Source organism: Qipengyuania sp. JC766 (genome assembly GCF_040717445.1).
Taxonomy (GTDB): Bacteria; Pseudomonadota; Alphaproteobacteria; order Sphingomonadales; family Sphingomonadaceae; genus JC766.
The window spans coordinates 304,789-329,025 of the sequence record NZ_JBFEFL010000001.1; the positions used below are offsets into that span (position 1 = coordinate 304,789).

Consider the following 24,237-nt stretch of genomic DNA (forward strand, 5'->3'; position numbering starts at 1 on the left):
ACAAAAACTCTCGCCCCACGCGTGACCTGTTCATTCCAAACCCTCCCGCAACCACGCCAGCGCGCCCGCTTCCATGCCCTTGAACTTGGGCCAGCCTTCCGGCTCGTCCGCCAGCGGCGCGCAGGCGAGGGCGGTGCCTTCGGGCAGTTGCCACTTGATCCGGTGGTAGAGCTTCGAGCGGGTGAGGGCGGAGCGCACCAGCCACAACCCCTCCGCCAGCGAATGCCCATCGCCATGCAGGTCGAGCGGTCCCGCCGGCTCGACCCCGGGATCGTGCCAGATCAGGTAGAGCTTGGTTTCGTCGGCCATTACGGATCAATGCGAGAGCGGGGCTAAGGTTCGGGAAGATGCCCGACGACTGCGCGCTACTCGCACAAGCAGAGATAATCTGCCGGGGCGGATCTGGTCGAGTCGGGTTTGTGTATGGCGTTGATCAAGTTGCGCAACGCAAGTGTCCAAGAAAGCGGATCATGCTGCAGGACAGCTTATGATTGCTTCTTTTCTCGAAATAGCTGCACTGAGTCGGAGGCCTTTTTGCTTGCGGACTGGCCAAAACTTTTCATGGCGATGCTTCCGCCACTTGCCACATTTCGCACAGTTCGCGTCACTTTCGAGAATGTCAGGCGCCGCTCTTCAAGAAATGTCTTTTGGATCGTTTCGAGTGCGAATTCTTCTCTTTCGTCTATTACACCATCTGCGGCGACAACTTCGCGAAGAAAAGCCATGAGTTCGGCCTGCATTTCGGTCGGATTGCAGTCGGGATTTGAAGCCTGAAATTGGGCGATTGCGACGGCCAGATCCTTGATACGGGTCTCGTCGGCATGGAGTTCGAGTGTCCCAAGTGCGGTCGTGACGTAATCGGCGTCGAACCCCCAGTCTTCTATGAAATGGTTGCGGATCGCGGCCTTCTCTGAAGGTTCGATTTTTCCGTCGATTGCCGCAACACGCAAAGCTAGGGCTCCCAGCAAATCAATGAGCGCTGCACCAAGAACATCTATGGGAGTGTTGATGTATTTTGGTATCGTGTCCACGAACACTTGGCCTTTCCCCGAAAGCCAACGAGACGCACCGTAATAGCCTCCGCCAGCTACAACGGCGGCAGCGATAACCCAGCCGATTGGAGTGCTTGCGGTCGCCAGACCCAGCATTGCAGCAAGCCCTGCAGGCGCGAAGAATTTGCCTGCCACAACTGAAGAACCGGCAATCGCTGCGCCAGTCCCGGCCGCTCCTGCCGTGTCGTACAATGCGAAAAGGTTCTTCTTGGCGCGAAGCAATGCGAACGCATCTTCGCCAATCCGCAGCTTTTGCTTGAAACGTAAGGGGTCGGCGACAACCCGATCGAGACCCGCTTCATCGATCATGGGACAGTTCTTTCTTTTTCAGCGGGCCTCGAGTGCCGCGTCCAACTTGGCCGAATACAGGGTGATTTGCCGTTCAACTGCGCTGTGATGCAAATCGGAGAGAGCGCCAGCGGTGATCATGAAGGCCGATAGCAACGGTCCCACAAGGGGAGCGAGGATGACACCCAAAACCGGGATCGACCCGATAAGTATTGTAACGGTCAATCCCACCAAGGCGCCCAAGGCAGTGCCCGGATATCTCTTCATCAGATCGAGCAAGAATGTGAGGATTGAGCGGCCAACGTCGACGACGCGACCTGCTACGTTCACTGTCAGTCCGAGCAAATCGTTCAAAAGGACCTTCGCATCGGCCGGAATGACCAGATTGTCGAGTTGATTACCGAGCTCGCGACGCGATGGCAGGCCTTCGATTAGGGCCGTCGAACCATCGTCCATTCAAATCCCTCCGATTAAAGGCTCAATTCCAACACGGTGTAGCCAAGCTGTATCCGTACAGTGCAGCAATAGTCCTTAGCAAAAAATCGATTTCGAGTAAAAATGAGGTTATCCCAGATATCGATCTATCTTCTGCCATTCCTAGCATGAAGTGCGGTTGGCAGCCTCACAGTGACTCCCTTGACCGATCCTACATCGCGCAGTAAGTGCGCGCCCATCCGGTGCTGGACTCGCATCCGTGCGAAACCCGCTCCGGCCAGATAGAGCTGAACATTGGCGTGTCGGTCCCGGGGCCAGTCGCATTTGCGGCGTGGCTCTTTTCTATTGCGGCGGAGGCAACCTTCCGCCCGGGGCAGCCGTCAAAGTAACCCGGTGGCCGAGGCTGCATGGGTGGAGTGTTTCGAAGCTCGTGCGAACAACCCGCTCCGGTGCCGCGGCACCGCGCGCGTCGCCCGCACGAACCCCGATCGCACCACCGATCAGACCGAACGCCGCCAGCCCGAAGGCCGGGACCGCGCCCCCTCATGCAAAAGTGGGCACCGGTTTTGCGCCCGGAGGGTGCGCCCCGGATGCATTCGCATCCGGACAACAAGGTGAAGAGAAAGAATCTATGCCGACGATCAACCAGCTGGTCCGCAAGGGCCGCGAACCGCAGAAGGCCAAGTCCAAGGTCCCTGCGATGGAGCAGAACCCGCAGAAGCGCGGCGTCTGCACCCGCGTCTACACCACGACGCCGAAGAAGCCGAACTCCGCGCTGCGCAAGGTGGCCAAGGTCCGCCTGACCAACCAGCGCGAAGTCATCTCCTACATTCCGGGCGAAGGCCACAACCTGCAGGAGCACTCCGTCGTGCTGATCCGCGGCGGCCGCGTTCGCGACCTTCCGGGCGTGCGCTACCACGTGCTGCGCGGCGTGCTGGATACCCAGGGCGTGAAGGACCGCAAGCAGAGCCGTTCGAAGTACGGCGCCAAGCGTCCCAAATGATTGGAGCGCTTCAGGCGTCCGCCTGAAGCTACGGCACCGGCCCGCTCCCCCACCCTTCCACCCGGAAATTGTCCTAAAGGGCAGAAGGGTGGGGGAGCAGACCGGAGCCGAATTGAGGTTTCATCGCGGGGCCAGGCCTCTTCCCCACCCGGACACCCTGCCTGAAGGTAGGATCTGGGTGGCCGGGTGGGGGAGAGGGCTGGAGCCGCCAAGGCGACATGGAGATGTCGCCGCACTCCGAAGGAGTTAGAAATATGTCACGTCGTCGTCGTCCCGAGAAGCGGGAAATCCTGCCGGATCCCAAGTTCGGGGATCAGATCCTGTCCAAGTTCATGAACAACCTCATGCTGGACGGCAAGAAGGCCGTGGCCGAAGGCATCGTCTACACCGCGCTCGACACGGTGGAAGCCAAGGCCAAGACCGATCCGGTGCAGCTGTTCCACGATGCGCTGAACAACGTGAAGCCGCAGGTCGAGGTGCGTTCGCGCCGCGTCGGCGGTGCCACCTACCAGGTGCCGGTCGAGGTTCGCCCCGAGCGTGCCCAGGCGCTGGCCATCCGCTGGCTGATCTCCGCCGCGCGCGGCCGGGCCGAAACCACCATGTCCGCCCGTCTCTCGGGCGAGCTGATGGATGCGGCCAACAATCGCGGCAACGCGGTCAAGAAGCGCGAAGACGCACACCGCATGGCGGACGCCAACCGCGCGTTCAGCCACTACCGCTGGTAATCGGGAAGGGCGCGGACGCCGTATGTGGCGGCCGCGTCTTCAACCGGTCACACTAATCCCTACATGGGTGTGGACTTTCGTTCGCCCCCAGACCTGACCATCCGACCTCACGAGGAATTCCACATGGCCCGCGACTATCCGCTGGAGCGCTATCGCAATATCGGCATCATGGCGCACATCGATGCCGGCAAGACCACCACGACCGAGCGTATTCTCTACTACACCGGCAAGTCCTACAAGATCGGCGAAGTGCATGACGGCGCCGCGACCATGGACTGGATGGAGCAGGAGCAGGAGCGCGGGATCACGATCACCTCGGCTGCCACGACCACCTTCTGGGCGGCCGAGGACGGCCAGGGTCCCAAGCACCGCATCAACATCATCGACACCCCCGGACACGTCGACTTCACCATCGAAGTCGAACGCTCCCTGCGCGTCCTCGACGGCGCCGTAGCCGTCTTCGACGGCGTAGCCGGCGTAGAACCCCAGTCCGAAACCGTCTGGCGCCAGGCGGACAAGTACCGGGTGCCTCGGATGTGCTTCATTAATAAGTTGGACCGCACCGGTGCCGACTTCTACTATTGCGTTGACAGCATCGTGGAGCGTCTCGGCGCGAACCCGCTGGTGCTTTATCTCCCGATCGGGGCGGAAAGCGATCTCAAGGGCGTCGTCGATCTCGTGAACAACCGCGGCATCGTCTGGAAGGACGAAAGCCTCGGCGCCGAGTTCGAATATACTGACGTGCCCGCCGACCTCGCCGACAAGGCTGCCGAATATCGCGAAAAGCTGATCGAGACTGCGGTCGAGCAGGACGACGACGCGATGGAAGCCTATCTCGAAACGGGTGAGGCACCTGACGCCGCGACGCTCAAGAAGCTTATCCGCAAGGGTACGCTCAACCAGAGCTTCGTGCCGGTGCTGTGCGGAAGCGCGTTCAAGAACAAGGGCGTTCAACCGCTGCTCGACGCGGTGGTGGACTACATGCCTGCTCCGACCGACGTCGCAGCGATCAAGGGTGTCATCCCCGGCGATGAAGAGACGGAAGACACGCGCCCGTCCTCCGACGACGCGCCGTTCTCCGCGCTCGCGTTCAAGATCATGAACGATCCCTTCGTGGGCTCGCTCACCTTCACGCGCATCTACTCCGGCAAGCTGTCCAAGGGCTCGGTCCTGAACAGCGTGAAGGAGAAGAAGGAAAAGATCGGTCGCATGCTGCTGATGCATTCCAACAACCGCGAAGACATCGAGGAAGGCTTCGCTGGCGACATCGTCGCGATTGCGGGCCTCAAGGAAACGACCACCGGCGATACGCTGTGTGATCCGGCCAAGCCGATCATTCTCGAGCGGATGGAATTCCCCGAGCCGGTGATCGAGCTTTCGGTCGAACCGAAGACCAAGGCCGACCAGGAAAAGATGGGCGTCGCGCTCAACCGCCTGGCCGCCGAGGATCCCTCGTTCCGTGTCACCACCGACCACGAAAGCGGCCAGACGATCATCAAGGGCATGGGCGAGCTTCACCTCGACATTCTCGTTGATCGCATGAAGCGCGAGTTCAAGGTCGAAGCGAATGTCGGTGCGCCACAGGTGGCCTATCGCGAATCGCTCGGCCGCGAGGTCGAAGTCGACTACACCCACAAGAAGCAGTCCGGCGGTTCCGGCCAGTTCGGCCGTGCGAAGGCAGTCTTCGTTCCGGGTGAGCGCGGGCAGGGCTTCATCTTCGAGGACGAAGTCAAGGGCGGCAACATTCCGCGCGAGTACATTCCCTCGGTCGAGAAGGGCATTCGCGAGCAGGCCGAAAGCGGCTATCTCGTCGGCTTCCCGATCATCGACTTCACGGTTCGTCTCGTGGACGGCGCCTATCACGACGTCGACTCCAGCACCGTGGCGTTCGAGATCACCGGACGCGGCGCGATGCGCGAAGCGGCGGAGCGTGGTGGCATCAAGCTGCTCGAACCGGTGATGAAGGTGGAAGTCGTGACTCCGGAGGATTACCTCGGTGACGTCATCGGCGACCTCAACAGCCGTCGTGGCCAGATCCAGGGTACCGACACGCGCGGCAACGCGCAGGCGGTCGAGGCATTCGTGCCGTTGGCGAACATGTTCGGCTACGTGAACGAACTGCGGTCCTTCACCCAGGGCCGGGCTCAGTACACGATGCAGTTCAGCCACTACGAGGAAGTGCCGGCCAACGTCGCGCAGGAAGTCAAGGAGAAGCTTGCCTAAGCCAGGCAACAGGTCTAGGGGCGGCGCCTTGATAAGCGGGCGCCCGCCTTTCTCCCGCAGAATATCAAATCCAGACAGAGGTAAATTGAGAAATGGCGAAGGAAAAATTCGAGCGTAACAAGCCGCACTGCAACGTCGGCACTATCGGTCACGTCGACCACGGCAAGACCACTCTTACCGCCGCCATCACGAAGGTGATGGGTTCGGCCGTGGACTTCGCCAACATCGACAAGGCTCCGGAAGAGCGCGAGCGCGGCATCACGATCTCGACCGCGCACGTCGAGTACGAAACCGACAAGCGCCACTATGCGCACGTCGATTGCCCGGGTCACGCCGACTACGTGAAGAACATGATCACCGGTGCTGCTCAGATGGACGGCGCGATCCTGGTCGTGAACGCCGCCGACGGTCCGATGCCGCAGACCCGTGAGCACATCCTGCTCGCTCGTCAGGTCGGCGTGCCGCAGCTGGTCGTGTACCTGAACAAGGTCGACCAGGTCGACGACGAAGAGCTGCTCGAACTCGTCGAACTGGAAGTTCGCGAACTGCTGAGCGACTACGACTTCGACGGCGACAACATTCCGATCGTCAAGGGTTCGGCTCTCGCCGCGCTCGAAGACCGCGATCCGGAAATCGGCGAGAACTCGATCAAGGCTCTCATGGACGCCGTCGACGAGTACATTCCGCAGCCGGAGCGTCCGGTCGACCAGGCGTTCCTCATGCCGATTGAAGACGTGTTCTCGATCTCGGGTCGTGGTACGGTTGTGACCGGCCGTGTCGAAACCGGCGTTGTGAACGTGGGCGACGAAGTCGAAATCGTCGGCATCAAGGACACCACCAAGACGACCGTCACGGGCGTCGAGATGTTCCGCAAGCTGCTCGATCGCGGTGAAGCCGGCGACAACATCGGTGCCCTGATCCGCGGTGTCGCGCGTGAAGACGTCGAGCGTGGCCAGGTTCTGGCCAAGCCGGGTTCGGTCACGCCGCACACCGAATTCAGCGCCGAAGTCTACGTCCTGTCGAAGGACGAAGGTGGCCGTCACACGCCGTTCTTCGCCAACTACCGTCCGCAGTTCTACTTCCGCACGACCGACGTGACGGGCGAAGTGATCCTGCCGGAAGGCACCGAGATGGTGATGCCGGGCGACAACGTGACGATCGACGTCAAGCTGATCGCTCCGATCGCCATGGACGAAGGTCTTCGCTTCGCAATTCGCGAAGGTGGCCGCACCGTCGGTTCGGGCGTCGTCTCGAAGATCACCAAGTAGTCCGTCACGCCCCAGGGGCGTGCGGTACGAAACGGCCCGGTTCCCTGTGGGAGCCGGGCCTTTTCAATGCAGGTCGGCGATTTGGTCGAAGCTGCGGGCCGGGTTGTCGCGGAATTGAAATTATCGACCCCGCTGGCGCAATTCGGGGGTTGCTTCAACGAGGCGTTCCCCATATACGCGCCGCCTAAGGCGGAGATTCGTCTTCGTCGCAACGAAATTCATTGAAGGCCGCCCGTTCCGGATTTTTCGGAAACAAGCGGGGCGGGCCTTTATTTTTTGTGGGCCGGCAACGGCCTGTTGGCTCTTTCTCATCGGTAGTTGGACATGGAAGCCCAGAATATTCGCATTCGCCTCAAGGCGTTCGATCATCGCGTACTCGACCAGGCAACCGGCGAAATCGCCGAGACCGCCCGTCGTACAGGCGCGCTCATTCGTGGCCCCATTCCGATGCCGACGAGAATCGAGAAGTTCACCGTGAACCGCGGTCCGCACATCGACAAGAAGTCGCGTGAGCAATTCGAGGTTCGCACCTACAAGCGGCTGCTCGATATCGTGCAGCCTAACGCCCAGACGGTCGACGCACTGATGAAGCTCGATCTTGCTGCCGGCGTCAACGTGGAAATCAAGCTGGCTTGATTGTCCACTCCGGGGCAACCCGGAAAAACGTCCTTCCGGTTGGACGCTAAATGACCGGCCAGGTTTCAAGGGGCCAGGCAACTGGTGCCGATACCCGGTCCAGGCCGGGTGACGAAATAGGGATACCGCCGCATCCATGCGGGTCTGCGTCCCCCGTCTCGCCTCCGATGCCGCTCCGGCTCGGTCGCACTCTGCCCGGACGGGGCGATGCAGCAAAAATTGAAAAACAGGAGCCCGGTCGAGTATCGGCAGGGCTTCGCAAGCACCCGGATGGGCCGGGTGCCTCTGTTGAGGAGTAGTAACGATGCGCACAGGCGTTATCGCAAAGAAAGTCGGGATGACCCGCCTCTTTCAGGAGGATGGACGGCACGTGCCCGTGACCGTTCTCGCCCTGGAAGAATGCCAGGTTGTTTCGCACCGTACCGAAGAGCGTGACGGCTATTTCGCGGTCCAGCTCGGTGCGGGTGAAGCGAAGCAGAAGAATGTCGCCAAGCCGCAGCGCGAGCATTTCGCCAAGGCCGAAGTGCCCCTGAAGATGCGAGTGGCGGAATTCCGTGTCGATGGCGAGGATGGTCTCCTCCCGGTCGGTGCGCGGATCTCGGCCGAGCATTTCATCGCTGGCCAGAAGGTCGACATCACCGGTCACACGCAGGGCAAAGGCTTTGCCGGCGCCATGAAGCGCTGGGGCTTCGGTGGTCTGCGCGCGACGCACGGTGTGTCCCTCTCGCACCGTTCGCACGGTTCCACCGGTAACCGCCAGGATCCCGGTCGCGTCTTCAAGGGCAAGAAGATGGCCGGTCACATGGGTGACCGCCAGCGTACGCAACAGAACCTCGAAATCGTGCGCACCGACGCCGATCGCGGCCTGCTCTTCGTGAAGGGCTCCGTGCCGGGTCACAAGAACAGCTGGCTTGTCGTGCGCGATGCGGTCAAGGCGCGGCAGCCGGAAGAGCTTCCGTTCCCCGGCGTCATGTATCGCAACCGTGAAGAGTTCGACCACGAAGAGGCCGATGCCGGTCTGGTCGAAAGCGCTGCGGAAGAAGCGGTGAACCCGGAAGTTTCGGTCGAGCAGCAGGAAAAGCTGATGCAGCAGCAGGACGCTGGTGCGGATGCGGATACCGGCGGCGCCGATGATACCAACACCACGCCCAGCGCGGACAAGGAGTCCTGATCGATGAAGGTCAAGGTCCAGAAGATCGACGGCAAGGCTGCCGGTGATGTAGAGCTCAACGATGCCGTTTTCGGTGTCGAGCCCCGCGCCGACATCCTGCATCGCGTCGTGACATGGCAGCTGTGGAACCGTCGCGAGACGGCACGCCCGACGCGCGAGCGGTCGGACGTGGCCCGCACCGGCAAGAAGTTCGGTCGTCAAAAGGGATCGGGTGGCGCACGCCATGGCGATCGCGGCGCTCCGATCTTCATCGGCGGCGGCAAGGCCCACGGTGCCCGCAAGCGCGACTTCAACATGTCGCTCAACAAGAAGATCCGGGCTCTCGGCCTGCGCATGGCGCTGTCCAGCAAGGCCCAGGACGGTTTGGTAATCGTCGACAGCCTCGAGCTGAAGGATGCCAAGACCAAAGCCGTCGCCGACGTTTTCGGCAAGAACGGCTGGAGCGGCAAGGTCCTCGTGATCGACGGCGAAACCGTGAATGACGGCTTCAAGAAGGCAGCCGGCAACCTCAAGGGTGTCAACGTGCTCCCGGCGATGGGTGCCAATGTCTACGACATCCTCAACCACGACACGCTGGTCCTCACCAAGGACGCTGTCGAAAAGCTGGAGGCGCGCTTCAATGGCTAAGAAGCAGGAAATCGACGCGCGTCACTACGATGTGATCGTCGCCCCGCACATCACCGAGAAGAGCACGCTCGCGTCCGAAAAGAACGCGGTCGTCTTCAAGGTGGCGAACGATGCCACCAAGCCCGCGATCAAGGAAGCGGTCGAGGCTCTGTTCGGTGTGAAGGTCACGGGCGTGAACACGCTCGTGATGAAGGGCAAGACCAAGCGCTGGAGGGGCAAGCCCTACAAGCGCACCGATGTGAAGAAGGCGATCGTCACGCTCGCCGAGGGTGACTCCATCGACGTCACCAGCGGACTGTGAGGGGCTAGGACACCATGGCACTCAAGAATTACAAACCGACGAGCCCCGCACGCCGCGGACTGGTGCTGGTCGACAAGTCGGGCCTGCACAAGGGTGGCCCGATCAAGTCGCTCACCGAAGGCAAGCGCAAGACGGGCGGCCGCAATAACAAGGGCCACGTCACGTCGCGCGGGATCGCCGGCGGTCACAAGCAGAAGTACCGCTTCATCGACTTCAAGCGTCGCAAGTGGGACGTGGAAGGCACCGTCGAGCGGATTGAATACGATCCCAACCGGACGGCCTTCATCGCTCTCATCAAGTACGCCGACGGTGAACTAGCCTACATCATCGCCCCGCAGCGCGTTGCTGTCGGCGACAAGGTCATCGCTGGCGAACGCGTCGACACGAAGCCTGGCAATGCCATGCTTCTTGGTCAGATGCCGGTCGGCACGATCATCCACAACGTGGAGATGAAGCCAGGCAAGGGCGGACAGATCGCCCGTTCGGCCGGCGCCTACGTCCAGCTCGTCGGTCGTGACCGCGGGATGGTCATCGTGCGCCTCAACAGCGGCGAACAACGTTATCTGCGTGCGGATTGCATGGGCACGGTTGGCGCGGTTTCGAACCCCGACAACCAGAACCAGAACTTCGGCAAGGCCGGTCGCACGCGCTGGAAGGGCCGTCGTCCGCTGACCCGCGGTGTGGCGAAGAACCCGGTCGATCACCCCCATGGTGGTGGTGAGGGCAAGACCTCCGGTGGCCGTCATCCGGTTACCCCGTGGGGCAAGCCCACGAAGGGTGCCCGTACCCGCAAGAACAAGCAGACGGACAAGTTCATCATCCGTTCGCGCCACGCGAAGAAGAAGAGGTAAGCGCACATGGCACGTTCCGTCTGGAAGGGCCCGTTCGTGGAGCTCAGCCTTCTTAAGAAGGCCGAAACCGCGCAGGAAGCCAGCAGCACCAAGCCGATCAAGACCTGGTCGCGTCGCAGCACGATCCTGCCGCAGTTCGTCGGGCTCACGTTCAACGTATACAACGGGCACAAATTCATCCCCGTTTCGGTTTCGGAAGAAATGGTCGGCCACAAGCTCGGCGAATTCGCGCCCACGCGCACGTTCCCGGGTCACGCTGCCGACAAGAAGGGTAGCCGCTGATGGGCAAGGCAAAGAACCCCCGCCGCGTTGGCGAGAACGAGGCTCTGGCCGTGGGCACGCAGATTCGCGGCTCCGCCCAGAAGCTGAACCTCGTCGCCGAACTGATCCGCGGCAAGAAGGCCGAAGAGGCGCTGAACATCCTCAGCTTCTCGCGCAAGGCCATGGCGAAGGACGCGCAGAAGGTGCTCGCATCCGCGATCGCCAATGCGGAGAACAACCACGACCTGGATGTGGACGCGCTCGTCGTGGCCGAAGCCAGCGTGGGCAAGTCGATCACCATGAAGCGGTTCCATACGCGCGGTCGCGGTAAGTCGACCCGCATCCTGAAGCCGTTCAGCAAGCTGCGCATCGTCGTGCGCGAGCAGGAAGAGGCGTAAGATGGGCCAGAAGAGCAATCCGATCGGTCTGCGCCTGCAGATCAACCGCACCTGGGACAGTCGCTGGTACGCCGAAGGGCGCGACTATGCGAACCTCCTCAAGGAAGACATCGAGATCCGCAAGCACATCATCGAATCGCTGCCGCAGGCCGCGATCTCGAAGGTGGTGATCGAGCGTCCGGCCAAGCTGTGCCGCGTTTCGATCTATGCTGCGCGCCCCGGTGTGATCATCGGCAAGAAGGGCGCGGACATCGAGAAGCTTCGCTCGAAGCTGTCGCGTATGACAGCCAGCGAAGTGAAGCTGAACATCGTCGAGATCCGCAAGCCGGAAATCGATGCCAAGCTCGTCGCGCAGGGTATCGCCGACCAGCTGATCCGCCGCGTTGCGTTCCGCCGTGCGATGAAGCGCGCGATGCAGTCCGCCATGCGTCTGGGTGCCGAAGGCATCAAGATCGTCTGCGGCGGTCGTCTCGGCGGCGCGGAAATCGCGCGTGTCGAACAGTATCGCGAAGGCCGCGTCCCGCTTCACACGCTGCGTGCGAACGTGGATTACGCCGAAGCCGAAGCGCTCACCGCGTACGGGATCATCGGCATCAAGGTCTGGGTCTTCAAGGGCGAAATCCTCGGTCACGATCCGACCGCACAGGATCGCCTGATGATGGAAGCGCAGACGTCCGGCGTTCGCCCGGCTCGCTGAGGTAGTTAGACATGCTGCAACCTAAGAAGAGAAAATACCGCAAGGCATTCAAGGGCCGGATCAAGGGTGATGCCAAGGGCGGCACCACGCTGAACTTCGGTTCCTACGGCCTCAAGGCACTCGAGCCGGAGCGGATCACCGCCCGCCAGATCGAAGCGGCCCGCCGCGCGATCACGCGTCACATCAAGCGCCAGGGTCGTCTCTGGATCCGCGTCTTCCCGGACGTGCCGGTTTCGCAGAAGCCTGCCGAAGTCCGTCAGGGTAAGGGCAAGGGTTCCGTCGAGTACTGGGCCGCGCGCGTGAAGCCGGGCCGTATCCTGTTCGAACTGGACGGCGTTGCCGGCCCGCTGGCTGCCGAAGCATTCGAACGCGCCGCTATGAAGCTGCCCGTCAAGACGAAGGTCGTGGCGCGCTTCGGCGACACGAGCCACCTGGAGCGTAACTGATGAGCAAGATCGAAGACCTTCGCCAGAAGAGCGACGACCAGCTCGGCGAACAGCTGACCGAACTGAAGCGCGAAGCATTCAACCTGCGCTTCCAGTCGGCCACGAACCAGCTCGAAGCACCGAGCCGGATCAAGGAGGTGCGCCGCACCATCGCCCGCATCAAGACGCTCCAGAGCGAGCGCGCCGCTGCCGCGGCGAAGGAAAAGGCCTGACACTATGCCCAAGCGAATCCTGACCGGGACCGTCACGTCGGACAAGACCGACAAGACCGTGACCGTTCTCGTGGAGCGCAAGGTGAAGCACCCGCTTTACGGGAAAATCATCCGCCGCTCGAAGAAGTACCACGCCCATGACGAAGCCAACGAGTACACGCTCGGCGACGTCGTCCGGATCGAGGAGACCAAACCGATCTCCAAGACGAAGACCTGGATGGTGAAGGATCGTGTGATCGCCGGCGGCGTACAGGCGGTCGAAGCGGACCTCGACGTCGAGGCTGCGAACAACGAGATCGGCTGAGGCCGTAGACAGACGTAGGAACTGCCGGGCGAGTGTTCCGGCAAGCCAGTGAGAAGGAACCGGATCGATGATCCAGATGCAATCCAATCTCGACGTCGCGGACAACAGCGGCGCCAAGCGCGTCCAGTGCATCAAGGTACTGGGCGGCTCCAAGCGCCGGTTCGCAAGCGTCGGGGACGTGATCGTGGTTTCCGTGAAGGAAGCCCAGCCACGTGCCAAGGTCAAGAAGGGCGACGTTCACCGCGCGGTGATCGTGCGCACCCGCAAGGACGTCCGCCGTCCCGACGGGAGCGTCATTCGCTTCGACAGCAATGCCGCCGTTCTCGTGAACAAGAGCGAAGAGCCGATCGGCACGCGTATCTTCGGCCCGGTCGTCCGCGAACTGCGCGGCAAGGGCTTCATGAAGATCATCTCGCTCGCGCCGGAGGTGCTGTAATGGCTGGTGCAAAGATCAAGAAGGGTGACAGCGTCGTCGTCCTGTCCGGCAAGGACAAGGGCAAGACGGGTACCGTCACCAAGGTGATGCCGAAGGATGGCAAGGTGCTCGTCGAGGGCATCAATGTTGCGACGCGTCACCGCAAGCCGAGCCAGGCCAACCCGCAGGGTGGCATCGACCGTTTCGAAGCGCCGATGCACATTGCGAAGGTTGCCGTGGCCGATCCCAAGGACGGCAAGCCCACCCGTGTTCGCTTCGAGGAGCGCGACGGGAAGAAGGTGCGTGTCGCCGCGAAATCCGGGGAGACCATCGATGGCTGATTACAAGCCCCGCATGCGCCAGCGCTACGACGACGAGATCGTCAAGGCGATGACCGAGAAGTTCGGTTACAAGAACCGGCTCGAAGTTCCGCGTCTCGAGAAAGTCACGCTCAACATGGGCGTTGGCGAAGCCAGCCAAGACAAGAAGAAGGTCCAGACGGCAGCCGAGGAAATGGAGCGTATCGCCGGCCAGAAGCCGGTGATCACCAAGGCGAAGAAGTCGATCGCGCAGTTCAAGCTCCGCGAAGGCATGCCGATCGGTTGCAAGGTGACCTTGCGCCGCGAACGCATGTACGAATTCGTCGACCGTCTGGTGACGATCGCCATGCCGCGCATCCGCGACTTCCGCGGCCTGAACCCGAAGAGCTTCGACGGGCGCGGCAACTACGCGATGGGTCTCAAGGAACAGATCGTGTTCCCCGAGATCAGCTACGACAAGATCGAGAAGGTGCGTGGGATGGACATCATCGTCACCACCACCGCCAAGACCGACGAGGAAGCGCGTGAACTGCTTCGTCTGTTCGGTTTCCCGTTCCCGGCCGAAGCAAAGGCCGACGAAGAGAAAGAGGCCGCGTGAGCGGCCCCCGAGACCTGAGGAAGAGAGCTTAAGTCCATGGCGAAACTGAGTTCCATCAACAAGAACGAGCGACGCAAGCAGCTCGTGAAGAAGTATGCGGCGAAGTACGAGAAGTTGAAGGCGATTGCCGACGACGAATCGCTCGACGAGAGCGAGCGGCTGATCGCCCGTCTCAAGATGGCGGAAATCCCGCGCAACGCGAACCCGACCCGCGTGCGCAACCGCTGTTCCACCACCGGCCGCCCGCGCGGCTATTATCGCAAGTTCGGCATCAACCGCATCGAACTGCGCAATCTCGGCAACAAGGGCCTGATTCCGGGCCTGACCAAGTCGAGCTGGTGAGGATTCGATAGATGGCAATGACCGATCCCCTGGGTGACATGCTCACCCGCATCCGCAACGGGCAGCAGGCGAAGAAGGATTCCGTCCTTTCGCCCGCGTCCAAGCTGCGTGCGAACGTGCTCGAGGTTCTCCAGCGTGAAGGCTACATCCGTGGCTATTCCGAAGACGAGAGCGGCAAGCACCCGCAGCTGCGGATCGAACTGAAGTATTTCGAAGGCGAACCTGCGATCAAGCACGTCGCCCGTGTCTCCAAGCCTGGACGTCGCGTCTATTCGGGTTCCAAGGAACTCCCGACGGTGCGCAACGGCCTTGGCATCACCATCGTCTCGACGCCCAAGGGCGTGCTTTCGGATATCGAAGCGCGCAACGAAAACGTCGGCGGCGAAGTGCTGGCGGAGGTGTTCTGATGAGCCGCATCGGCAAAAGGCCGGTCCCGGTCCCGCAGGGGGTCGAGGCCAAGATCGAAGGCGACACCCTGACGGTGAAGGGGCCCAAGGGCACCTTGACCATGGGGCTGAGCGACCAGATCGACTACAAGGTCGAGGACGAAGGCATATCGGTCAATCCTGCGAACGACACCAGGAAGGCTCGCGATTTCTGGGGCATGCAGCGCACGCTCGTGTCCAACCTGGTCGAAGGCGTGACGGAAGGCTTCACGCGGACGCTGGAGATTTCCGGTGTCGGCTACCGTGCTCAAGCGCAGGGCAGCAAGCTCAAGCTGCAGCTCGGCTACAGCCATGACGTTGACCTCGATGTTCCGGAAGGGCTCGACGTCAAGACGCCCGACCAGACGACGATCATCGTGAGCGGGATCGACAAGCAGTCGGTCGGCCAGTTCGCCGCAGAAATCCGCCGCTGGCGCAAGCCCGAACCCTACAAGGGCAAGGGTATCAAGTACCAGGGCGAATATATCTTCCGCAAGGAAGGGAAGAAGAAGTAAGATGGCAAAGCTTTCCCTCTTCGAACGCCGCCGCCGTCGGGTGCGCACCGCGCTCCGCAATCGTGCAGGTGGCAAGCCGCGTCTTTCGGTGCATCGCACCGGCAAGCATATCTATGCGCAGATCATCGATGATGCTGCAGGCAAGACCGTGGCCGCCGCCAGCACGCTCGGCGAAAAGGGCAGCGGTGCGAATGTCGACGCTGCCCAGAAGGTCGGCAAGGATATCGCAGCCGCTGCCAAGAAGGCCGGCGTCACCACTGTCGTGTTCGATCGCGGCGGGTTCCTTTTCCATGGCCGCGTCAAGGCGCTGGCCGAGGCCGCCCGCGAAGGCGGGCTGGAGTTCTGATTATGGCCGACGAGAACAAGACAGAAGAAAACCAGGCGCCGGAAACTCAGGCTGCGCCCGAGCAGGCTCCGGGCGTTCCCGAGACGCCTGAAGTCGCGAAGGCCAAGGCTGATTCCGGCGTGGCCGAGGCCGAAAGCGGTCCGACAACGCAGAAGGAAGAGCCGGCGATTGCCGACACGCCTTCCGAAGCTGCCGACAACCAGTCGCCTGCCCAGGGCGACGACGGTAATCCGCGCGACCGGCAGGACGCCCGCGGTGGTCGTGGCCGTGGCGGCAATGATCGTGGTGGCCGAGGCCGTGGCGGTGGTCGTGACAATCGTCGTGGCGGACGCCGCGAGGAAGAAGACGACGGCATCATCGAGAAGCTGGTCCACATCAACCGCGTTTCCAAGACGGTGAAGGGCGGTAAGCGCTTCGGTTTCGCCGCGCTGGTCGTGGTCGGCGACGGATCGGGCCGGGTCGGTTTCGGCAAGGGCAAGGCCCGCGAAGTGCCGGAAGCGATCAATAAGGCAACTGCTGCCGCCCGCAAGAAGATGATCCGCGTGGCGCTCAAGGAAGGCCGCACGCTTCACCATGACGGCCGTGGCCGTTTCGGTGCCGGCAAGGTGACCATCCGCACGGCTCCCCCGGGAACCGGTATCATCGCCGGTGGTCCGATGCGCGCCGTGTTCGAGAGCCTGGGCGTCGCCGACGTCGTGACGAAGTCGGTCGGTACGTCCAACCCGTACAACATGATCCGCGCCACGTTCGAGGCACTGCAGGACCAGACTTCGCCGAAGTCGGTTGCACAGCGTCGCGGCAAGAAGGTCGCCGACCTTCTCGGTCGCAGTGGCAAGGTCAGCGAGGCCGAGGCGGAAGCCGACGCTGCAGCTGTCGTGGAGTAAGACTGATGGCGAAGATCAAGATCAAGCAGATCGGAAGCCCGATCCGCCGGCCGGAAAGCCAGCGCAAGATCCTCATCGGCCTGGGCCTCAACAAGATGCACCGGGTCGTGGAACTCGAGGACACTCCCGAAGTGCGCGGAGCGATCAAGAAGCTCCCACACATGGTGGAAGTGGTCGAAGACTAGAACACACAATCAGGACCTCCCCTTCACCGGGGAGGTTTTTCTTCCAGCGCGAACAAAGCGAAAGCGAGTGCAGACTATGAAACTCAACGACATCAAGGACAATGAAGGCGCCCGCAAGGGACGCATGCGCGTCGGCCGTGGCATCGGTTCGGGCAAGGGCGTTACCGGCGGTCGTGGCCAGAAGGGTCAGAAGAGCCGCGAAGGTGTGTCCATCAAGGGCTTTGAAGGCGGCCAGATGCCGCTGCACATGCGGCTTCCGAAGCGAGGCTTCAACAATCCGTTCGGCAAGGACTATGCCGAGGTGAACGTGGGCATGGTCCAGAAGTTCATCGACGCGGGCAAGCTCGATGCCAAGAAGGACATCGACCACGCCACGCTCAAGGCTGCGGGCCTGGCCCGTGGCGGCAAGGACGGCGTCCGTCTGCTCGCCAAGGGCGAACTGAAGGCCAAGGCCAAGTTCATCGTGTCGGGTGCCTCGAAGGGCGCGATCGACGCGGTCGAAAAGGCCGGCGGTTCGGTGGATGTCCTGCCGAAGAAGCCGACTCTCGCCAAGGGCGAGAAGATGGCCAAGAAGGCCGACAGGTAGGAAAAAGCGGGGGCAGGGGTTCGACATCCTTGCCCCCGCTTCCTATGTAGCTCGCCACACGCCGGGAGGGGCCGGCGCCCACTAGGGATCGAGTTTTCGCAATGGCATCACGCGCCGACAATTTCGCAAGCAATCTCAGCTTCGCCAATTTCTCCAAGGCAACCGAACTCCGCCAGCGCATCTGGTTTACCGTCGGTGCCCTGATCGTGTTCCGGTTCCTGAGCTTCGTGCCGCTGCCGGGTATCAACCCGCGCGCGCTGCAGAGCCTCACGGATCAGCCGCTGGGCGTACTGGACCTGTTCAACACCTTCACCGGCGGCAGCCTGGAGCGCATGAGCATCATCGCGCTCGGCCTTATGCCGTACATTACCGCGTCCATCGTGGTTCAGATGGCAGCCGCACTTCATCCTTCGCTGATGGCGTTGAAGAAGGAAGGCGCGACGGGGCGCCAGAAGCTGAACCAGTACACCCGTTACGGCACGGTCTTCCTGTGCGCGTTGCAGGGCTGGTTCCTGGCTGCCGGTCTGGAAAGTTTTGCCGCGTCGAACGGACTGCAGGCCGTGGTCAATCCCGGTTACATGTTCCGGGTTGGAGCGGTCATCAGCCTGATCGGCGGAACCATGTTCCTCCTCTGGCTTGGCGAACAGATCACCAGCCGGGGCATCGGCAACGGGATTTCGCTGATCATCATGGCGGGTATCGTGGCCCAGTTCCCGAGCTTCGCGACCAACCTGTTTGAAGGTGGACGGACCGGCGACATTGGTGGTGCGACCATTGCGACCTTCCTCGCCATGATCGTCATCCTGATCCTGTTCATCTGCTTCATGGAGCGGGCGCAGCGTCGCCTGCTCATCCAGTATCCGAAGCGGGCGACCCAGCGCGGGATGATGCAGGCCGACCGTTCGCACCTGCCGCTCAAGCTCAACACCGCCGGCGTCATCCCGCCCATTTTCGCCAGTTCGCTGCTCCTGCTGCCGCTGACGATCACGCAGTTCGCGGGGAACACGATCGACCAGGGCTCGACCTTCGGGGAGACGATCCAGACCGTGATCCAGTATCTCGGCCAGGGTCAGCCGCTCTATCTCGCGCTGTATGCCCTGGGCATCATTTTCTTCACGTTCTTCTACACCGCGGTCGTCTTCAATCCCGAGGAGACGGCGGACAATCTGAAGAAGAACGGCGGCTTCATTCCTGGCATCCGTCCGGGCAAGCGGACCGCGGAGTATCTGGACTACGTCCTCACGCGCATCACCGTGGTAGGCGCGATCTATCTGACGCTGGTCTGCGTCGTGCCGGAATACATGATCGGCCAGATGGGTATTCCGATCTTCCTCGGCGGTACCAGCCTGCTGATCGTCGTGAACGTGACTGTGGATACTATCAGCCAGATCCAGTCGCACCTGCTGGCCCACCAGTACGGCGACCTGATCAAGAAGGCCAAGCTCAAGGGTCGGCTGCGCTAGGGCAGCCGACGGTCACGGTCGGGTTGAACCGATCTCCCTGCGCTGTAGAGGGTTAGCGCGATGAACGTCATTCTTCTCGGACCCCCAGGGGCAGGCAAAGGCACGCAGGCGCATCTCCTGATGGAGCATCACGGCATGCGCCAGCTTTCCACCGGCGACATGCTGCGCAAGGCAGTGAAGAACCGGACCGAGGTCGGCCTGCAGGCAAAGGCGATCATGGACCGCGGCGATCTCGTCTCGGACGAAATCGTCTCGGCCCTGATCGATAACGAGCTGGCCGAGATGCCGGCCGATATGGGCGCCATCTTCGATGGATATCCCCGCACCGAGGCTCAGGCGCGCGACCTCGACGAGATCCTTTCCCGGCACGACCGCAAGCTCGACCATGTGATCGAGCTCGAAGTCGACGAAGATGCGCTGGTCGACCGCATAACCGGCCGCTTCACATGCGCCGAGTGCGGCGAGGGCTACCACGATCGGCACAAGCAACCGGAACGCGAAGGCGTTTGCGACAAGTGCGGATCGACCGAATTCAAGCGGCGTCCCGATGACACCGAGGAAACCGTGCGCAAACGAATGGCGGTCTATCGCGCCGAGACCGCACCGATCCTGCCCCACTACGAGCGCAAGGGCATCGTGACCCGGATCGACGGAATGGGAACGATGGACGGAGTGAGCCGGGCCATCGAAGGCGTCATCGCCTCCTGACCGCCGAACCTTTCCTTTGGCGTACCTGCATGAAATAAGGGGCGGCAAAGGAGATCCATTCCATGAGATACGCTTTTGCCGGTTTGGCGAGCCTTGCCGCAGTCCTGATTACAACCTCCGCCCAGGCCGAGGTTACGGCCCAGTCGGGCGAGGGTTTCGTCAGCCGAAATGTCGCCACCGTGCCTGCCGACGCCCGCCAGGTCTGGCTGAAGCTCATCGCTCCTGGCGAATGGTGGAACCAGGGGCACACCTTCAGCGGGGATTCCGCCAACCTGACGCTCACGCCGCAGGGCGGGGGGTGTTTCTGCGAGACGCTGCCTGAACCGGAAGAGGAAGATCGTGCACGGCCCGGCCTGGCGGGAAGCGTGCAGCACATGCGCGTCATCTACGCGGAGCCGGACAAGGCGCTCAGGATGCGTGGCGGGCTCGGCCCGTTGCAGAGCGAGCCGATCGACGGCGTTCTGACGATCACCCTACTGGAGAACCGGAACCGTACGGGCACGCAGGTCCTGTTCGAATACGTGGTGGGCGGCTTCATGCGCTTCGAGACGGAGGAAATCGCGAAGGCGGTCGATGCCGTGATGGCGCAGCAATTGCAGGGTCTCGCCGTTTCGCTCGGCGCGAAGCCACCGGCGGCAAGTACGCGCACGCGGCCCGCAGCCGAAAGCGAGACAGCCGAACCCGCGGATGAAGCCGACGAACCGGAAACGGACAGCGAGTCCGTGGAAGACGCCTTCGGCGATCTGGAATAGACACGGAACGGGGCCGTTGTCTTCCCGTTGATTGTCGCATTCCCGACAGATCAGCGAAAGAGAGCCATCTATGGCCGTAGCCGACCACGTGAACTTCCATACCTTCATGGAAGGTGTGAAGAAGCGCAATCCCGGGCAGGAGGAGTTCATTCAGGCAGTCCGCGAGGTATCGCAGGACATCTTCGCCTTCATCGAGGACAAGCGCGAATATCACGAGGCGCAGATCCTGCGCCGCATGGCCGAACCGGACAGAGTCATCAGTTTCCGTGTTTGCTGGGAAGACGACGATCACAACATCCGGGTCCAGCGCGGATGGCGGGTCCAGAACAACAATGCGATAGGCCCTTACAAGGGCGGGCTTCGCTTCGATCCCGGCGTGACCGAGAGCGTACTCAAGTTCCTCGCCTTCGAGCAGACCTTCAAGAACTCGCTGACCGGACTGCCGCTGGGCGGTGGCAAGGGCGGGGCGAACTTCAATCCGAAAGGAAAGAGCGATGCTGAAGTCATGCGCTTCTGCCAGAGCTTCATGACGGAACTCTACCGGCACATTGGTCCGGAAACGGACGTGCCCGCCGGCGATATCGGGGTCGGGAACCGGGAAATCGGCTTCCTGTTCGGTCAGTACAAGCGGATCGTGAACAGGTGGGAAGGGGCCATAACCGGCAAAGCCCAGGAGTTCGGCGGTTCCGTGATGCGTCCCGAAGCGACCGGCTACGGCGCGGTTTACTTCCTGTGCAACATGTATGCGCACCGCGATGACAGCATCGAAGGCAAGACCGCCATCATCTCTGGCTCCGGCAACGTGGCGCTGCACGCGGCGGAGAAATTCACCGAGCTTGGCGGCAAGGTGCTGAGCCTCTCCGACTCCGACGGGGCGATCCATGACCCGGACGGCATCGACGCGGAGAAGCTGAACTGGCTCAAAGCGCTCAAGTTCGAGAGGCGCGGCCGGATCAGCGAATATGCGGAGAAGTTCTCCGGGACGGAATATCGCGACGGCGGCGAGCCCTGGGATATCGAGGCGGACTGCGCCCTGCCGTGCGCGACGCAGAACGAGATCGGTAAGGAGGAAGCGAAGAAGCTGGTCGACAATGGCGTGAAAGCGGTTGTCGAAGGGGCTAACATGCCCAGCACTCTGGAAGCGGTCGAAGTCTTCCGCGATGCACGGCTGATGTACGCACCCGGAAAAGCGGCGAATGCCGGCGGGGTCGCCGTATCGGGGCTCGAGATGAGCCAGAACTCGGAGCGGGTCAGCTGGAACCACGAGAAGCTGCACGACATGCTGACCGAGCTGATGGCCGATATCCACACCAAGTGTGTCGAGTTCGGCGACGACGGCGGCGACTATGTCGACTACGTGAAGGGCGCCAATATCGCCGGGTTCAAGAAGGTCGCGGACGCCATGCTGGCATTCGGTGTCGTCTGAGAAAGCGCCCGATCGACGGCGCGCGTCGAGCACGGTTTTGACAAGCGCGGGATGAACCGTGTATCCCTTGCGTATCGCAGCGAGCCGCCCATATGGGTGGCATCGCCGTTTCGCGCGCGCAGGTGGTTGACGCACGGGTCGAATCGCCGTAAGCGCGCCGTTCATTCGATACCGGTGGTCCAGTCCGGCAGGTGCTCTCAATATGATGTGCGCCGACCGGGCTTTTGCCGTTCTGGCCACGGCCACCGGACGATTGAGCGTTGAGATAGGGGACGCAGCCCGGCTTCCGGGTTCGCCAATCCCCTGTGGAGCATGGAGAAGTAAGTGGCTCGTATTGCCGGGGTAAACCTCCCCACGAACAAGCGCGTGATCATCGCGCTGACCTACATTCACGGTATCGGCCGCACGACGGCCGTCCAGATCGCCGACAAGCTCGGCATCGATCATGCCCGCCGCGTGCAGGACCTGACCGATGGCGAGATCCTCCAGATCCGCGAGGCGATCGACAGCGGCCACCAGGTCGAAGGTGACCTCCGCCGCGAAACCGCGATGAACATCAAGCGTCTGATGGACCTGCGTTCCTATCGCGGCCTGCGCCATCGTGCCGGTCTGCCGGTGCGTGGTCAGCGTACGCACACCAATGCCCGTACCCGTAAGGGCAAGGCGAAGCCCATCGCGGGCAAGAAGAAGTAAGCGGCCGCCCGGCACAGCCGGGCAGGCAGCGACTTCCTTTCGAGACACGAGGAACCAGAGACAATGGCACGCGAACCAGGCCGTATCAGGCGGCGCGACAAGAAGAACATCACCAGCGGTGTTGCGCACGTCAATGCCAGCTTCAACAACACGATGGTCACCATCACCGATGCCCAGGGCAATGCGATCAGCTGGTCCAGCGCCGGCATGATGGGCTTCAAGGGCAGCCGCAAGTCGACGCCCTACGCCGCCCAGGTGGCCGCTGACGATGCGGGCAAGAAGGCCGCCGAACACGGCGTCCGCACGCTGGAAGTCGAAATCAAGGGCCCGGGCTCGGGTCGTGAGAGCGCTCTTCGTGCGCTGCAGGCGGTGGGTTTCACCATCACCAGCATCCGCGACGTGACGCCCATCCCGCATAACGGCGTCCGTCCGTCGAAGCGTCGCCGGGTCTGACACCCGGTTCTGGCGACCCGCCTCGGGTCGCCCGACCTTTTTCCCGGATCGGATCCAGCGCTCCCGGTCCCGCCCGCACCCAAAACCCCAGGGGAACTCCATGGCCGTCAATACCAAGAACTGGCAGGAACTCATCAAACCGACCAACCTCGATCTGAAGGAAGGCACCGACAAGACCAGGAAGGTGACGTTCGTCGCCGAACCGCTGGAGCGTGGTTTCGGTCTTACGCTGGGCAACGCCCTGCGTCGTGTCCTGCTCAGCTCGCTCCAAGGTGCGGCAATCACCTCGATCAAGATCGAGAACGTCCTTCACGAATTCTCCAGCCTTGCCGGCGTGCGCGAGGATGTGACGGACATCGTTCTCAACGTGAAGCAGATCGCTCTCAAGATGGAGGGCGAAGGCCCCAAGCGGCTGCAGCTTTCGGCAACGGGTCCGGGCGAAGTCAAGGCCGGCGACATCGCCGTGTCGGGTGATATCGAGGTGATGAACAAGGACCTCGTCCTGTGTCATCTGGACGACGGCGCGACCCTGAACATGGAACTCACCGCGGACGTGGGCAAGGGTTACGTCCCGGCGGTGCAGAACCGTCCGGCCGACGCCCCGATCGGCCTCATTCCGGTCGACAGCCTGTATTCGCCGATCCGTCAGGTCAGCTACAAGGTCGAGAACGCCCGCGTCGGGCAGGAACTCGATTACGACAAGCTCAGCCTCACGATCGAGACCGACGGCACCGTAACGCCCGAGGATTCCGTTGCTTATGCCGCTCGCATCCTGCAGGACCAGCTCACGCTGTTCGTCCACTTCGAGGACGGCGTGCCGCAGGCGCCCAGCGCGATGATCGGTCAGGCCGCCGAGCCGCAGGAAAGCGACACCAACCAGCTCAACCGCTACCTTCTCAAGAAGGTGGACGAACTGGAACTGTCCGTCCGCAGCGCGAACTGCCTCAAGAACGACAACATCATCTACATCGGCGACCTGGTCCAGAAGACCGAAGCCGAGATGCTGCGTACGCCGAATTTCGGCCGCAAGTCGCTCAACGAGATCAAGGAAGTGCTCTCCAGCATGGGCCTTCGCCTTGGCATGGACATCCCCGGATGGCCGCCGGAGAACATCGAGGAAATGGCCAAGAAGCTCGAACAGGAACTGCTTGGCTGAACGGGTCATGGCGGCGCACCCGCAAGCGCCGCCGGTACCGGGGTACCTCGTACGGCCCCCTTACGAACGAAG

The 24,237-nt window shown here is 62.1% G+C and carries 35 protein-coding genes; 32 read left to right on the top strand and 3 right to left on the bottom strand.

Annotated features, from left to right (window positions below; all coding sequences use genetic code 11):
- Positions 1 to 30: 30 nt before the first annotated feature.
- The 3 genes from AB1K63_RS01505 to AB1K63_RS01515 form a co-directional block, all read right to left on the bottom strand.
- Positions 31 to 309, bottom strand: coding sequence for a hypothetical protein (locus tag AB1K63_RS01505; protein WP_366958134.1), 279 nt, complete (start codon positions 307 to 309; stop codon positions 31 to 33).
- Between the two features lie 176 nt (positions 310 to 485).
- Positions 486 to 1,361, bottom strand: coding sequence for a TerB family tellurite resistance protein (locus AB1K63_RS01510; RefSeq protein ID WP_366958135.1), 876 nt, complete (start codon positions 1,359 to 1,361; stop codon positions 486 to 488).
- Between the two features lie 18 nt (positions 1,362 to 1,379).
- Positions 1,380 to 1,796 (bottom strand): hypothetical protein, encoded by a 417-nt coding sequence (locus AB1K63_RS01515; protein ID WP_366958136.1) that lies wholly within the window; start codon positions 1,794 to 1,796, stop codon positions 1,380 to 1,382.
- Between the two features lie 610 nt (positions 1,797 to 2,406).
- Here AB1K63_RS01515 and rpsL point away from each other — a divergent pair.
- The 32 genes from rpsL to AB1K63_RS01675 all read left to right on the top strand — a co-directional run bounded on the left by rpsL (position 2,407) and on the right by AB1K63_RS01675 (position 24,165).
- The gene (rpsL, locus tag AB1K63_RS01520; protein ID WP_019831557.1) at positions 2,407 to 2,778 is read left to right on the top strand and encodes a 30S ribosomal protein S12; all 372 of its coding nucleotides are present in this window, start codon (positions 2,407 to 2,409) and stop codon (positions 2,776 to 2,778) included.
- 254 nt (positions 2,779 to 3,032) lie between these two features.
- The gene (rpsG, locus tag AB1K63_RS01525; RefSeq protein WP_366958137.1) at positions 3,033 to 3,503 is read left to right on the top strand and encodes a 30S ribosomal protein S7; all 471 of its coding nucleotides are present in this window, start codon (positions 3,033 to 3,035) and stop codon (positions 3,501 to 3,503) included.
- A 123-nt stretch (positions 3,504 to 3,626) separates the two neighbouring features.
- Complete coding sequence (fusA, locus tag AB1K63_RS01530) at positions 3,627 to 5,726, top strand: elongation factor G (RefSeq protein WP_366958138.1); 2,100 nt, start codon at positions 3,627 to 3,629, stop codon at positions 5,724 to 5,726.
- Positions 5,727 to 5,818: 92 nt separating this feature from the next.
- Positions 5,819 to 6,994 (top strand): elongation factor Tu, encoded by a 1,176-nt coding sequence (gene tuf, locus AB1K63_RS01535; protein WP_366958139.1) that lies wholly within the window; start codon positions 5,819 to 5,821, stop codon positions 6,992 to 6,994.
- 324 nt (positions 6,995 to 7,318) lie between these two features.
- Positions 7,319 to 7,630, top strand: coding sequence for a 30S ribosomal protein S10 (rpsJ, locus tag AB1K63_RS01540; protein WP_061924928.1), 312 nt, complete (start codon positions 7,319 to 7,321; stop codon positions 7,628 to 7,630).
- A 304-nt stretch (positions 7,631 to 7,934) separates the two neighbouring features.
- The gene (gene rplC, locus AB1K63_RS01545; protein WP_366958140.1) at positions 7,935 to 8,801 is read left to right on the top strand and encodes a 50S ribosomal protein L3; all 867 of its coding nucleotides are present in this window, start codon (positions 7,935 to 7,937) and stop codon (positions 8,799 to 8,801) included.
- Between the two features lie 3 nt (positions 8,802 to 8,804).
- On the top strand, positions 8,805 to 9,428 hold the full coding sequence (rplD, locus tag AB1K63_RS01550; RefSeq protein ID WP_366958141.1) for a 50S ribosomal protein L4: 624 nt from the start codon (positions 8,805 to 8,807) through the stop codon (positions 9,426 to 9,428).
- Positions 9,421 to 9,729 carry a 50S ribosomal protein L23 gene (locus AB1K63_RS01555; RefSeq protein ID WP_366958143.1) on the top strand — a complete coding sequence of 103 codons (309 nt, stop codon included), beginning with the start codon at positions 9,421 to 9,423 and terminating at the stop codon, positions 9,727 to 9,729. Before rplD ends, AB1K63_RS01555 begins: the two co-directional genes overlap by 8 nt.
- Positions 9,730 to 9,743: 14 nt before the next feature.
- Positions 9,744 to 10,580, top strand: coding sequence for a 50S ribosomal protein L2 (gene rplB, locus AB1K63_RS01560; protein WP_366958144.1), 837 nt, complete (start codon positions 9,744 to 9,746; stop codon positions 10,578 to 10,580).
- A 6-nt stretch (positions 10,581 to 10,586) separates the two neighbouring features.
- Positions 10,587 to 10,862 carry a 30S ribosomal protein S19 gene (gene rpsS, locus AB1K63_RS01565; RefSeq protein WP_366958145.1) on the top strand — a complete coding sequence of 92 codons (276 nt, stop codon included), beginning with the start codon at positions 10,587 to 10,589 and terminating at the stop codon, positions 10,860 to 10,862.
- A complete protein-coding gene (gene rplV, locus AB1K63_RS01570) occupies positions 10,862 to 11,239 on the top strand; it encodes a 50S ribosomal protein L22 (protein WP_366958146.1) in 378 nt (125 codons plus the stop codon). The genes rpsS and rplV overlap by 1 nt, the downstream gene beginning before the upstream one ends.
- A 1-nt stretch (position 11,240) precedes the next feature.
- Positions 11,241 to 11,936, top strand: a complete 696-nt coding sequence (gene rpsC, locus AB1K63_RS01575) for a 30S ribosomal protein S3 (protein WP_366958147.1) — start codon at positions 11,241 to 11,243, stop codon at positions 11,934 to 11,936.
- A gap of 11 nt (positions 11,937 to 11,947) precedes the next feature.
- Complete coding sequence (gene rplP / locus AB1K63_RS01580; RefSeq protein WP_366958149.1) at positions 11,948 to 12,382, top strand: 50S ribosomal protein L16; 435 nt, start codon at positions 11,948 to 11,950, stop codon at positions 12,380 to 12,382.
- The gene (gene rpmC, locus AB1K63_RS01585) at positions 12,382 to 12,594 is read left to right on the top strand and encodes a 50S ribosomal protein L29 (RefSeq protein ID WP_366958150.1); all 213 of its coding nucleotides are present in this window, start codon (positions 12,382 to 12,384) and stop codon (positions 12,592 to 12,594) included. Before rplP ends, rpmC begins: the two co-directional genes overlap by 1 nt.
- Positions 12,595 to 12,598: 4 nt before the next feature.
- Complete coding sequence (rpsQ, locus tag AB1K63_RS01590; protein WP_366958151.1) at positions 12,599 to 12,898, top strand: 30S ribosomal protein S17; 300 nt, start codon at positions 12,599 to 12,601, stop codon at positions 12,896 to 12,898.
- Between the two features lie 67 nt (positions 12,899 to 12,965).
- A complete protein-coding gene (gene rplN, locus AB1K63_RS01595; protein ID WP_366958152.1) occupies positions 12,966 to 13,334 on the top strand; it encodes a 50S ribosomal protein L14 in 369 nt (122 codons plus the stop codon).
- Positions 13,334 to 13,654 (top strand): 50S ribosomal protein L24, encoded by a 321-nt coding sequence (rplX, locus tag AB1K63_RS01600; RefSeq protein ID WP_366958153.1) that lies wholly within the window; start codon positions 13,334 to 13,336, stop codon positions 13,652 to 13,654. The genes rplN and rplX overlap by 1 nt, the downstream gene beginning before the upstream one ends.
- Complete coding sequence (gene rplE / locus AB1K63_RS01605; RefSeq protein ID WP_366958155.1) at positions 13,647 to 14,231, top strand: 50S ribosomal protein L5; 585 nt, start codon at positions 13,647 to 13,649, stop codon at positions 14,229 to 14,231. Before rplX ends, rplE begins: the two co-directional genes overlap by 8 nt.
- Positions 14,232 to 14,267: 36 nt before the next feature.
- Complete coding sequence (gene rpsN / locus AB1K63_RS01610) at positions 14,268 to 14,573, top strand: 30S ribosomal protein S14 (RefSeq protein ID WP_366958156.1); 306 nt, start codon at positions 14,268 to 14,270, stop codon at positions 14,571 to 14,573.
- 11 nt (positions 14,574 to 14,584) lie between these two features.
- Positions 14,585 to 14,980 carry a 30S ribosomal protein S8 gene (gene rpsH, locus AB1K63_RS01615; RefSeq protein WP_366958157.1) on the top strand — a complete coding sequence of 132 codons (396 nt, stop codon included), beginning with the start codon at positions 14,585 to 14,587 and terminating at the stop codon, positions 14,978 to 14,980.
- Entirely contained in the window at positions 14,980 to 15,513 is a 534-nt protein-coding gene (gene rplF, locus AB1K63_RS01620) for a 50S ribosomal protein L6 (protein ID WP_366958158.1), read from the top strand. Before rpsH ends, rplF begins: the two co-directional genes overlap by 1 nt.
- 1 nt (position 15,514) lies before the next feature.
- Positions 15,515 to 15,859, top strand: a complete 345-nt coding sequence (gene rplR, locus AB1K63_RS01625) for a 50S ribosomal protein L18 (protein ID WP_366958159.1) — start codon at positions 15,515 to 15,517, stop codon at positions 15,857 to 15,859.
- Positions 15,860 to 15,861: 2 nt separating this feature from the next.
- Positions 15,862 to 16,743 (top strand): 30S ribosomal protein S5, encoded by an 882-nt coding sequence (rpsE, locus tag AB1K63_RS01630; protein WP_366958160.1) that lies wholly within the window; start codon positions 15,862 to 15,864, stop codon positions 16,741 to 16,743.
- A gap of 5 nt (positions 16,744 to 16,748) precedes the next feature.
- Positions 16,749 to 16,928 carry a 50S ribosomal protein L30 gene (gene rpmD, locus AB1K63_RS01635; protein ID WP_366958161.1) on the top strand — a complete coding sequence of 60 codons (180 nt, stop codon included), beginning with the start codon at positions 16,749 to 16,751 and terminating at the stop codon, positions 16,926 to 16,928.
- Positions 16,929 to 17,004: 76 nt separating this feature from the next.
- Positions 17,005 to 17,514 (top strand): 50S ribosomal protein L15, encoded by a 510-nt coding sequence (gene rplO, locus AB1K63_RS01640; RefSeq protein ID WP_366958163.1) that lies wholly within the window; start codon positions 17,005 to 17,007, stop codon positions 17,512 to 17,514.
- A 101-nt stretch (positions 17,515 to 17,615) separates the two neighbouring features.
- Entirely contained in the window at positions 17,616 to 18,977 is a 1,362-nt protein-coding gene (gene secY / locus AB1K63_RS01645; protein ID WP_366958164.1) for a preprotein translocase subunit SecY, read from the top strand.
- 60 nt (positions 18,978 to 19,037) lie between these two features.
- A complete protein-coding gene (locus AB1K63_RS01650) occupies positions 19,038 to 19,685 on the top strand; it encodes an adenylate kinase (protein WP_366958165.1) in 648 nt (215 codons plus the stop codon).
- Positions 19,686 to 19,747: 62 nt separating this feature from the next.
- Positions 19,748 to 20,437 (top strand): SRPBCC family protein, encoded by a 690-nt coding sequence (locus tag AB1K63_RS01655; protein ID WP_366958167.1) that lies wholly within the window; start codon positions 19,748 to 19,750, stop codon positions 20,435 to 20,437.
- Between the two features lie 70 nt (positions 20,438 to 20,507).
- Entirely contained in the window at positions 20,508 to 21,863 is a 1,356-nt protein-coding gene (gene gdhA / locus AB1K63_RS01660; protein ID WP_366958168.1) for an NADP-specific glutamate dehydrogenase, read from the top strand.
- 324 nt (positions 21,864 to 22,187) lie between these two features.
- A complete protein-coding gene (gene rpsM / locus AB1K63_RS01665) occupies positions 22,188 to 22,556 on the top strand; it encodes a 30S ribosomal protein S13 (RefSeq protein ID WP_366958169.1) in 369 nt (122 codons plus the stop codon).
- Positions 22,557 to 22,619: 63 nt separating this feature from the next.
- Positions 22,620 to 23,009: a 30S ribosomal protein S11 gene (gene rpsK / locus AB1K63_RS01670; RefSeq protein WP_366958170.1), complete on the top strand. Its 390-nt coding sequence runs from the start codon at positions 22,620 to 22,622 to the stop codon at positions 23,007 to 23,009.
- A gap of 100 nt (positions 23,010 to 23,109) precedes the next feature.
- Positions 23,110 to 24,165 carry a DNA-directed RNA polymerase subunit alpha gene (locus tag AB1K63_RS01675; RefSeq protein ID WP_366958171.1) on the top strand — a complete coding sequence of 352 codons (1,056 nt, stop codon included), beginning with the start codon at positions 23,110 to 23,112 and terminating at the stop codon, positions 24,163 to 24,165.
- The last annotated feature ends 72 nt before the right edge of the window (positions 24,166 to 24,237 follow it).